At 58.0% G+C, this 10946-nt stretch carries 9 protein-coding genes; 6 read left to right on the forward strand and 3 right to left on the reverse strand.

All coding sequences use genetic code 11. The features are described from left to right. Positions 1-999, forward strand: coding sequence for a glycosyl hydrolase family 8 (locus ACE3MN_RS01140; RefSeq protein WP_032711096.1), 999 nt, complete (start codon positions 1-3; stop codon positions 997-999). Between the two features lie 265 nt (positions 1000-1264). Beyond that, a complete protein-coding gene (locus ACE3MN_RS01145) occupies positions 1265-1372 on the forward strand; it encodes a type I toxin-antitoxin system toxin Ldr family protein (RefSeq protein WP_004132660.1) in 108 nt (35 codons plus the stop codon). A gap of 83 nt (positions 1373-1455) precedes the next feature. On the opposite strand, the gene bcsG is transcribed toward ACE3MN_RS01145, so the two are convergent. The 3 genes from bcsG to bcsE are packed head-to-tail and all read right to left on the reverse strand — an operon-like array spanning position 1456 to position 4879. After that, positions 1456-3132: a cellulose biosynthesis protein BcsG gene (bcsG, locus tag ACE3MN_RS01150; RefSeq protein ID WP_004132662.1), complete on the reverse strand. Its 1677-nt coding sequence runs from the start codon at positions 3130-3132 to the stop codon at positions 1456-1458. Further along, positions 3129-3326: a cellulose biosynthesis protein BcsF gene (bcsF, locus tag ACE3MN_RS01155; protein ID WP_004106715.1), complete on the reverse strand. Its 198-nt coding sequence runs from the start codon at positions 3324-3326 to the stop codon at positions 3129-3131. Before bcsF ends, bcsG begins: the two co-directional genes overlap by 4 nt. Then, positions 3323-4879, reverse strand: a complete 1557-nt coding sequence (bcsE, locus tag ACE3MN_RS01160; RefSeq protein WP_024359768.1) for a cellulose biosynthesis protein BcsE — start codon at positions 4877-4879, stop codon at positions 3323-3325. The genes bcsF and bcsE overlap by 4 nt, the downstream gene beginning before the upstream one ends. Positions 4880-5046: 167 nt before the next feature. Between bcsE and bcsR the strand changes: the two genes are divergently transcribed. The 4 genes from bcsR to bcsB are packed head-to-tail and all read left to right on the forward strand — an operon-like array spanning position 5047 to position 10943. Then, the gene (bcsR, locus tag ACE3MN_RS01165) at positions 5047-5235 is read left to right on the forward strand and encodes a cellulose biosynthesis protein BcsR (RefSeq protein ID WP_004126335.1); all 189 of its coding nucleotides are present in this window, start codon (positions 5047-5049) and stop codon (positions 5233-5235) included. Between the two features lie 11 nt (positions 5236-5246). Next, positions 5247-5984: a cellulose biosynthesis protein BcsQ gene (gene bcsQ, locus ACE3MN_RS01170; protein ID WP_375364235.1), complete on the forward strand. Its 738-nt coding sequence runs from the start codon at positions 5247-5249 to the stop codon at positions 5982-5984. Continuing rightward, the gene (gene bcsA / locus ACE3MN_RS01175) at positions 5981-8599 is read left to right on the forward strand and encodes a UDP-forming cellulose synthase catalytic subunit (RefSeq protein WP_024359770.1); all 2619 of its coding nucleotides are present in this window, start codon (positions 5981-5983) and stop codon (positions 8597-8599) included. Before bcsQ ends, bcsA begins: the two co-directional genes overlap by 4 nt. Positions 8600-8609: 10 nt before the next feature. Then, entirely contained in the window at positions 8610-10943 is a 2334-nt protein-coding gene (gene bcsB / locus ACE3MN_RS01180; RefSeq protein ID WP_221026768.1) for a cellulose biosynthesis cyclic di-GMP-binding regulatory protein BcsB, read from the forward strand. Positions 10944-10946 lie beyond the last annotated feature (3 nt).

Consider the following 10946-nt stretch of genomic DNA (forward strand, 5'->3'; position numbering starts at 1 on the left):
ATGTCCTTGCGTGCTTTAGCGACAGTCGTGGTGACGACGATGATGATGCTTCCCCACGCGTGGGCCGATACGGCGTGGGAAAGCTATAAATCGCGTTTTATGATGCCGGACGGGCGCATTATTGATACCGGCAACGGCAACGTCTCTCATACCGAAGGGCAAGGTTTTGCCATGCTATTAGCGGTGGCCAATAACGATCGCCCCGCCTTTGACAAGCTATGGCAGTGGACCGATAAAACGCTGCGTAACAAAGAAAACGGGCTATTTTACTGGCGCTATAATCCGGTGGCGCCTAATCCGGTGGCGGATAAAAACGATGCCACCGATGGCGATACCCTGATTGCCTGGGCGCTGCTGCGCGCGCAGCAGCAGTGGCATGAAAAATCCTACGGCAGCGCGTCGGATGCGATAACCGCTTCGCTACTGAAGTCCACGGTGGTCACCTTCGCCGGCCGTCAGGTCATGCTTCCGGGCGCGAAGGGATTCTATCTTAACGATCATCTGAACCTTAATCCCTCCTACTTTATCTTTCCGGCATGGCAGGCCTTCGCCGCGCGGACGCATTTAACCGCCTGGCGAAAGCTGCAGAGCGATGGTCAGGCGCTGCTGGGGAAAATGGCGTGGGGGACATCTCAGCTTCCCAGCGACTGGGTCGCCTTAAGAGCGGACGGCAGGATGGAGCCGGCAAAAGAGTGGCCGACGCGGATGAGCTTCGATGCGATCCGTATTCCGCTGTATGTTTACTGGAACGACCCGAAAAGCAGCCTGCTGACGCCATGGAAAAACTGGTTCCAGCGCTATCCGCGTCTGCAAACGCCGGCGTGGATCAACGTCAATACCGATGAAGTGGCGCCGTGGTTTATGACCGGCGGGCTACTGGCGGTACGCGATTTAACCCTTGGCGAAGCGCAGGCCGAGCCGCAGATTAGTGCCCAGGACGACTATTATTCCGCCAGCCTGAAGCTGCTGGTATGGCTGGCAAATAAAGACCAGTCGTAAACTGTGGAAGGCGCCTCGAATAACGCGCCAGGGCCGGGTGCTGAAATCGGAAGAGCGCCGTAGAATCATCGGCAAGCCGGGTTCGCCCGGTGAGGCGCAATGTTGCGGGGGCTTGAACCCCGGCGGCATAGAGAGATGGGTTGCTGGAAAGAGAAAACCCCCGCACGTTGTTTGGTATCAACCTGGCAACGTATCGGGGGCTAACCTCGCATCTAGACCATTCGAGGATAGCCGCGAACGGTTGCCATTGCAACAAGGCGGCTGTATGACGCTCGCTCAGTTGGGCATGGTGCTGTGGGACGATCTGGCGGCTCCGGTGATTGCTGGCATTCTGGTCAGCATGATCGTGAGCTGGATGGATAACCGCAAGTAGCCAGCCGGTGGGTATCTGCCTGCCTTAGTGGCAGCATACGCCCGAACGGGGCCGCAGGGGTAAAATCCTGCGGCCTTTTTCGTTTACTGCGGATAAGGTACCCAGCTGCCGCCGTTCAGCTGAACATACGGTTTCCCCTGGTACTGAATGACGATGGCGTTGGAGTTTTCCGACACCGCCGCGCTCTGCGGCAGGTTGGCAATATACTGCTGCCAGTTGATGTCGTTTTCGTCAAACATCTTGCCGTCGAGGGCGCGAACCACCAGCTCCGAAATCGCCAGGTAGCTGCTTGGCTGGTTGATGATTATCGGCGCATCGGGATGTTGCGCTTTAATGCCGAAGAATTTCACCGCCGCCGGAACGTTGGTGATGGAAGGACTGGGAATATCGCGCAGGCCGGAAACCTGCATTTTGTCGCCTTTCAACGCCGCGCCGTGTTCCGGTACAACGATGACCAGCACCTTACGGCCCGATTTCTCCAGCTCGGTGAAGAAACTGTCCAGCTCATCGAAGAACTTCTGCGCACGGGCTTTATAGTCCGCAGTTTTGCTCTGGCCCGGATAGTGGTTGCCATCATGCAGCGGCAGCGTGTTGTAGAAGGTCGCCGTACGCGGTGTATTCAGCTTATCCAGCGTCTGCAGCCAGCGGTTCAGCGTTGCCTGGTCATCATAGACCGGGGAGCCGTCAAAGCCCTGCAGAATCACCGGCAGGCCGGATTGATCCATCAGCGGGCTCTGGATACCACCCAGCGAGCGCAGCTCTTTCAGGAAGTCGCCGAAGATACCGTTGTGACCGAGCATCAGCTGCTGGGTAAAGCCCAGCTTCGCGAGGTTTTCAAACAGATAGCATTCGCTGCCTGACGGCTGGTAGAGGTTGGCGTGCGAGAGCTGGCCGCAGCTGGCGCGCAGCAGACGCGCCGCCGCCGGGCCGCTGTAGGAGGTCGCCGAGTTAAAGTTTTTGAACAGCAGGTCGAAATGCTTCCACAGCGGATGGTCCGTCAGCCCGGCCGATTCAATATCTGACCATGAGAGCGAGCAGATATTGATAATCAGGACATCGAACGGCTGAGCATCGGCCGGAAGCGCGTCCGGGAAAGTGGTTTTACGTTTCTGCTCGGAAGCATAAAAGGCGTTCAGCCAGTTGGTCAGATTGGCTGACGTCGGCGGCTCGGTTTGCGGCGGAATATCGTTATTCGCCGGCGCGGTATTGGTCGCGATGGCCGTACCGCCGGTCGTATTCGCGGCGGTGTTCGCCGCCGCTGCCGTTGGCTGACCTGCCGGCCAAAGAGTGAAAGAGGGCAGCAGCGGGCTGACGACCAGCCAGACCATGATTGCGGAGACGAAAACCGTCACCCGCAGCCACTGGCTGATAAACAGCCACAAAACCAGCAGCACGAAGAACGCGCCGACCATATTCCAGTTAATAAAGCGGGTCACCAAATCCCAGATATAGTCGGCGCTAAAGCCGGCAATCTGCGAGCCCTGGCTGGCAATACTTTCCGGTCCGGGCAGCCAGGTGTCGTGCCAGAACAGCATAAAGCCCAGCGGGATCGCTATCCAGTGGCGGATGCGGTGCAGCTTATACTGTGGAATCGGCACCAGCAGGAAGGCCAGAAACACCAGGTTTAACATGGGATGAAAATTGAGGTATCCCGCCCATAGCAAAGCGAACTTCACCAGAAAGTAGAAGTTCCAGCCAGATAAGCCTCGCCAGTACCGCCAGAGCGGAAGCGACGCGGTGGGTGTTTTGGGTTTGGTCATTTCGTTGATTTGCCTTGCCTGGATGCCGCTTCCCGGCGCAGCACGCCAGCCGGTTTGACATAACGGGGTTTAAAGAACATCAGTCTTAAGGTGGTGCGAATACGCCGCTGGTAGTGGCGCGTCAGGTATCCCAGCGGGAAGAACAGCAGGGCGCACAGGACGACCAACTGAATAATATCGGCGATTGACATCATAAGGTTGGCTCCCCATCAATGGACAGACGGTGCGGCTCGGGATTTCGCCGCCAGCTTCGCCCGTCATGGGTCGCGTTGATGGTTTCATTTTTGCCAAGCGAGACAGGCAGCGGCGTATTCCAGTTCTCCGGCAGAATTCCGCGCATCTGCATGATTTCAGCCGTTATCTGTTTATCTTCGAACCAAATCATACGGTTAGAAAAAATATCGCCGGTTGGTAAAGGGAAAATATGGTTTAACGCGGTGTCCAGGTCGTTCACCCGGCAAAATGACAGGAACAGCACCAGGCGATTGTTACCGATGGTCATAATGTCGCCCATGCGGTTGGGCTTACACAGGGTCAGCGCCTGCTCTACGCGCAGGCCGGGCGCCGGGCGCAGGGCCACCATCACGCCTTTGCCATCGGCGGGCAGCATGGTGTTGGCCATAATATTGTGCACCGCTTCGCAGAAGGCCTCCCATTTCTGGTAGCCGCGCAGTTTTAGCGGCTGGCTCCAGGTCAGCAGAGTATTAAAATCTTCCGGGATATGGCGGGTAAATTGCTGTTTCTGAACGCTTTCTATAAGCGTAAGGCAGCGGGATAGCGGCGCGCCGCTGGGAATAACCATATTGGCGCCGCTGCTCAGCAGCAGGCGTTCATCGGTGGCGCGCAGGCTTGGCGTTTGTTCGCGGACGACAATTTTTAGCGCGCTGCCGCGCTGGCGGCGCAGGGTATGGATATAGCGTCCCAGCTGTTCAATCTGCTCATTCTGGGTAATGGAGAAGATCAGCGTTGCCGCCTGCGCCATCCTCCCGGCGTTGAAAACGGCGTCGTTGGTATCGAACAGCGTCCAGTATTCAGAAAGCGCGGGCGCCCCCTCCAGTACGCGCAGATTGCTGAGAATGACTTTCTCATCGCTGCGCGGCTGCACCACCGTTTCTTCATCCTGCGCCAGCCGCCAGCCGTTCTCATCCTGGAGAATAATGAGCTGCTGCCGGGCGCTGATGCCTTTTTCACTCCCCCACCAGGCGATATCGAACAGGTGGTTATCCCCCTGGAAACGAATACTTGCCAGGCCGGAAAGCGAGCGGTACTCGCGTAGTAAAGGGGAGAGTTGCTTATCGATATCGTGCCCGGAATTAAGTACTAATAATGAACAACGATGATAATTAGTCCAGCGATATGATTTTTCAACCCAATTGCATAGATCTTCGCTTTTTATATTCTGCCAGGCATTTTCAGCGCATAGCAGAATAAACAAATAATTGCCAGGTTCGAGAGAGCAAACTAAATCACGGTGCATTTCTGCCAGCCCCTCAAAGCGGTTCGGCATGCTAAATAATGCGATCTTTTCTGGGCCGCGATCTTTCCCAGGTGCAATGATTTTATTGGGGTTCTCGCCCATGACTATCGCTGCAACCTGGCTCTGTTTATCCTGGGCAGCCAGCGTATGGTTGAGCAGGCTTACCGCGTCGGCATGGCGGTCGACATTCAGCCACCATACTCCACCCACGGGCATATGGCATACTTCGTCCCATAATGATGAAATACCCAAAGAATATACGATATCCACGGCGTCCCTCGTGAGACTTGATTTACACTTGATTAGTTTACTAGCGAAAGCGTCAGAGTAAACCTAACATTGAAATTAAAGGACATCAGTTTTAGCATGTAAACATATTTTAAGGATGAACTTACGCCTCTCGGTTTAATTTATTGTATTTTCCAACGGACAGAGAAATGCCAGCAAAAGAGCCTGCTGTACCCACCGATGCGACTTTGGGCTACACGTTTCAAAATGATTTCCTGGCGTTAAGCCGGGCATTTTCCCTGCCTGATATTAACTACCACGATATTTCCCGACGCGAGCAGTTAACCGCGGCGCTAAAACGTTGGCCATTACTGGCTGAATTAGCAGAGAAAAAGTAAGGAAGCCATCGATGGCGATTCTGGGATTACAGGGCGTGCGCGGCGGTACTGGCACCACGTCGATTACCGCTGCGCTGGCCTGGGCGCTGCAGTTACTTGGTGAAACCGTACTGGTGGTGGACGCCAGCCCGGACAACATGCTGCGCTTCTTTTTCAACGTCGATTTCAGCCACAAAGCGGGCTGGGCGCGCGCCACGATCGACGGCACCGACTGGCGCGACGCCGGGCTGCGCTATACTTCGCATATCGATCTGTTGCCTTTTGGTCAGCTGACGCCGGGCGAGCGCGAAAATATTGAGCGGCTCCAGCCGACGCTGGCGCCGATGGCCGGGATCGTGCAGAAGCTCCACCAGCAGGGCGATCACCGCTGGCTGCTGATTGACCTGCCGGACGGTTATTCCCCGCTGACCCGCTCCTTGATCAACGTCTGCGACCGCACGCTGGTCGTGGTCCACCCGGACGGCAATAGCCATATTCGCCTCCATCAGCAGGCGCTGCCGGTCAATAGCGATATTTTGATTAACGAACTGCGCGTCGGCAGCCAGCTGCAGGAGGATTTGTATCAGCTGTGGCTGGAGAGCCAGCGGCGCATTTTGCCGGTGACTATCCATCGTGATGAGGCGATGGCGGAGTGTCTGGCGGCCAAGCAGCCCCTCGGCGAATACCGCCAGGACTCGCTGGCGGCGGAGGAGATACTGACGCTTGCCAACTGGTGTCTGCTGCACTACGCCGGGAAGGGGGCGGAATGATTCGCCTGAGCGCGCTGCTGCTGGCGCCGCCGGTCGGGAAACGGCTGAGCGAGCGCTATCTTGATTACCGCCAGCACGGCGCCTCGTGGCTGTCGGCCGCGCTGGGCTGCCTGTGGGCGTCATTGGCATGGGCGTTTATGCCGCTGGAAACGCCGCGCTGGCAGGCTATCCGCGAACGTCACGGCGAGTTTTTCCCGCATATTAATCCGCATCGGCCGCGCCCGCTGGACCCGATTCGCTACCTGCTGCAAGCCGTGTGGCTGCTGGCGACGCGGGTGCCGGAGCCGGATAAAAAGATTAACTGGCGTTCCCTGGCGGCGCTGGAAGGCGTCCAGGGGCGCTACGCCCAGTGGCTGGAAAAGCTGCCGGAAAAGGTCAACGCCCGTACCGGCCATCTGGATAAGCATAAAGAGCTGGGGCACCTGAATCCGAAGATACGGCGGCTTATTCTGGGCGCAATAACCTTTTTCTCGTTGATCCTCGCGCTGCTCTGCATTACCCAGCCGTTTAATCCGCTCTCGCAGTTTATTTTCCTGTTGCTCCTGTGGGGCGTAGCGCTGCTGGTGCGGCGCATTCCTGGGCGCTTTTCGGCCCTGATGCTGATCGTGCTGTCGCTGACTGTCTCCTGCCGCTACATCTGGTGGCGCTACACCTCGACGCTCAACTGGGATGACCCCGTGAGCCTGGTGTGCGGGATAATTCTGCTGTTTGCTGAAACCTACGCCTGGGTGGTGCTGGTGCTGGGCTATTTCCAGGTCGTGTGGCCGCTGAACCGTCAGCCGGTCCCGCTGCCGGAGGATATGGCGCAGTGGCCGACGGTCGATATTTTCGTGCCGACCTATAACGAAGACCTCAACGTGGTGAAAAACACCATTTACGCTTCGCAGGGGATCGACTGGCCGAAGGACAAGCTTAATATCTGGATCCTCGACGACGGCGGGCGCGAAGAGTTCCGCCAGTTCGCCAAAGACGTCGGGGTGCACTACATTGCGCGCACCACCCATGAGCACGCGAAAGCCGGCAATATCAACAACGCGCTGAAGTACGCCAAGGGCGAGTTCGTGTCGATTTTCGACTGCGACCACGTGCCGACCCGTTCGTTTCTGCAGATGACCATGGGCTGGTTCCTGAAAGAGAAGAAGCTGGCGATGATGCAGACGCCGCACCACTTCTTCTCCCCGGACCCGTTTGAGCGCAACCTGGGGCGATTTCGCAAAACGCCGAACGAAGGCACGCTGTTTTATGGCCTGGTGCAGGACGGGAACGACATGTGGGATGCGACCTTCTTCTGCGGCTCCTGCGCGGTGATCCGCCGCGGCCCGCTGGATGAAATCGGCGGCATTGCCGTGGAAACGGTGACGGAAGACGCCCACACTTCTCTACGCCTGCACCGCCGCGGGCACACTTCAGCCTACATGCGTATCCCGCAGGCGGCTGGTCTGGCGACGGAGAGCCTGTCGGCGCATATTGGCCAGCGCATCCGCTGGGCCCGCGGGATGGTACAAATTTTCCGCCTTGATAACCCCTTGTTTGGCAAAGGGCTGAAGCTGGCGCAGCGCGTCTGCTACGTCAACGCGATGCTGCACTTTCTATCCGGTATTCCGCGGCTGATCTTCCTGACCGCGCCGCTGGCGTTTCTGCTGCTGCACGCCTATATCATCTATGCGCCTGCCCTGATGATCGCCCTGTTCGTGCTGCCGCATATGATTCACGCCAGTCTGACCAACTCGAAGATTCAGGGCAAATACCGCCACTCTTTCTGGAGTGAAATTTATGAAACGGTGCTGGCGTGGTATATCGCGCCGCCGACCTTTGTCGCGTTGATTAACCCGCATAAGGGTAAATTCAACGTGACGGCGAAAGGCGGACTGGTGGAGGACGAGTACGTCGACTGGGTGATTTCGCGTCCCTATATCTACCTCGTGCTGCTGAACCTGGTCGGCGTCGGGGTAGGGATCTGGCGCTTTATGTACGGCCCGGAAAACGAAATCCTGACCGTCTGGGTGAGCATTATCTGGGTGTTCTATAACCTGATTATCCTCGGCGGCGCGGTGGCGGTCTCGGTTGAAAGCAAGCAGGTGCGGCGATCGCACCGCGTGGAGATGTCGATGCCGGCGGCGATTGCCCGCGAAGATGGGCACCTGTTCTCCTGTACCGTCCATGATTACTCCGACGGCGGCCTCGGCGTCAAAATTCACGGCGAGGCGCAGGTGCTGGAAAGCCAGCACGTCAAGCTGCTGCTGAAGCGCGGGCAGCAGGAGTACGCCTTCCCGGTGCGGGTTGCGCGGGTCAACGGCAGCGAGGTTGGGCTACAGCTGCTGCCGTTAAGCAATCAACAACATATCGATTTTGTACAGTGTACGTTTGCCCGCGCAGATACGTGGGCGCTTTGGCAGGATAGCTTCCCGGAAGATAAGCCGATGGAAAGCCTGCTGGATATCCTGAAGCTGGGGTTCCGTGGATATCGTCACCTGGCGGAGTTCTCCCCGCCGTCGGTGAAGGGTATTTTCCGCTCGCTCACCATGCTGGTGGCCTGGTTTGTTTCGTTTATTCCGCGCCGTCCGGAACGCGCTGCGGCGACACTCTCGGCAGAACCGGCGATGGCTCAACAATGATGATAATGCGATGAACAGAAAACTCTCTTTGATTTGTGCAGTAGCGGTGGGCATTGGCGGCTGGTCCTCCTTCGCATCGTATGCGGAACCGACGGCGCAGGCCGTGCAGACGACGACGGTACCCGGTATCGCCGGTACGGTGGCGGACAGTCAGCCCACGGCGACGCTTGCCGACCCGGCGGCGCCGGTGGTGGTGCTGGATAACGCCCCGACCCGCGACGTGAAGCTGACCTTCGCTAAAATCGCCCCGCCTCCGGGCAGCATGGTGCTGCGGGGCGCGCGCCCTGAGGGTTCGGTAGAGTTCGGCATGCGCAGCGATGAAGTGGTGGCGAAAGCGCTGCTGAATCTCGACTACACGCCCTCTCCGTCGCTGCTGCCAGTGCAGTCGCAGCTGAAGGTGTATCTTAACGATGAGCTGATGGGCGTGCTGCCGGTCACCAAAGAGCAGTTGGGCAAAAAAGTCAGCGCGCAGATCCCTATCGATCCGCTCTATATCACCGACTTTAACCGCGTGCGTCTTGAGTTTGTCGGCCACTATCGCGATGTGTGTGAAAACCCAGCCAGCAGCACCTTGTGGCTGGACGTCGGTCGCGAAAGCTATCTGGATTTAACCTACCAGTCGCTGAACGTGCGCAACGATCTTTCGCATTTCCCGGTGCCGTTCTACGATTCGCGCGATAACCGCCAGCTGACGCTGCCGATGGTTTTCGCCTCCGCGCCGGATGTCCTGCAGCAGCAGGCGGCAGCCATTATCGCCTCCTGGTTCGGCAGTAAGGCGGGCTGGCGCGGCCAGCAGTTCCCGGTCCAGTTCAACCAACTGCCGGACCGTAACGCCATTGTTTTCGCGACTAACGATAAGCGCCCGGACTTCCTGCGCGAGCACCCGCCGGTTAAGGCGCCGACGATTGAAATGATCGACCACCCGGATAATCCGTACGTCAAGCTGCTGGTGGTCTTCGGGCGGGATGACAAAGACCTGCTGCAGGCGGCGAAGGGGATAGCCCAGGGCAATATTCTGTTCCGCGGCAGCAGCGTGACGGTTGACGATGTCAAACAGCTGCAGGCGCGTAAACCGTACGATGCGCCAAACTGGGTGCGTACCGATCGGGCAGTGACCTTTGCCGAGCTGAAAACCTACGAACAGCAGCTGCAATCCAGCGGCCTGGTGCCGGATTCCATCAACGTGGCGCTGAACCTGCCGCCGGACCTCTACCTGCTGCGCGCCAACGGCATCGATATGAACCTGAACTATCGCTACACCATGCCGCCAATTAAGGACAGCTCGCGCATGGATATCAGCCTTAACGATCAGTTCTTACAGTCCTTCAGCCTCAACAGCTCGCAGGATGTGAATAAGCTGATACTACGCCTGCCGGTGCTGCAGGGGCTGCTGGACGGCAAAACGGAAGTGACGATCCCGGCATTGCGCCTCGGCGCCATGAATCAGCTGCGCTTCGACTTCCAGTATATGAACCCGATGCCGGGCGGCTCCATCGATAACTGTATTACCTTCCAGCCGGTGCAGAACCACGTAGTGATTGGCGATGATTCGACCATCGACTTCTCGAAGTACTATCACTTTATGGCGATGCCGGATCTGCGCGTCTTTGCTAACGCGGGCTTCCCGTACAGCCGGATGGCCGATCTCGCCGATACCCTGGTCGTGGTGCCCAAATCGCCGACCGAGGGCCAGGTTGCCACGCTGCTGGAGACGGCCGGCGGCATTGGCGCGCAAACCGGCCTGGCGGCCATTAACCTGCGCATGACCGACGACGGCGGCCAGATTAAGGACAAAGACGCCGACCTGCTGCTGATTGGCTCCATTCCGCAGGCGCTGAAGGACGACACGAAAATCAACCTGCTGGTTGAAGCGGCCAAAAGCTGGGTGAAAATGCCGATGCGCCACTACGATCTGGCCAGCATCTATCCCGATACCGAGGCCAGAACGCCGAATACCCGCACCGACGTCACGTCGACTGGGCCGATGGCGGCGATTATTGGCTTCCAGTCGCCGTACAACGATCAGCGCAGCGTCGTGGCGCTGCTGGCCGACAGCCCGCGCGGCAACGAACTGCTGACCCAGGCGCTTAACGACAGCGGTAAACGCGCGGCGATGTTTGGTTCCGTTGCGGTCATTCGTGAGTCGGGCGTTAACAGCCTGAGGGTGGGCGATATTTACTATATCGGCCACCTGCCGTGGTTCGAACGCATCTGGTTTGCACTCTCCAGCCATCCGGTGCTGCTGGCGATTCTGGCGGCGGTCAGCATCGTCCTGCTGGCATGGGTACTGTGGCGCATGCTGCGTATTATCAGCCGTCGCCGCCTCGATCTTGATGATGAGTAATTG

The sequence above is a fragment of the Klebsiella grimontii genome, assembly GCF_042137965.1.
GTDB lineage: Bacteria > Pseudomonadota > Gammaproteobacteria > Enterobacterales > Enterobacteriaceae > Klebsiella > Klebsiella grimontii.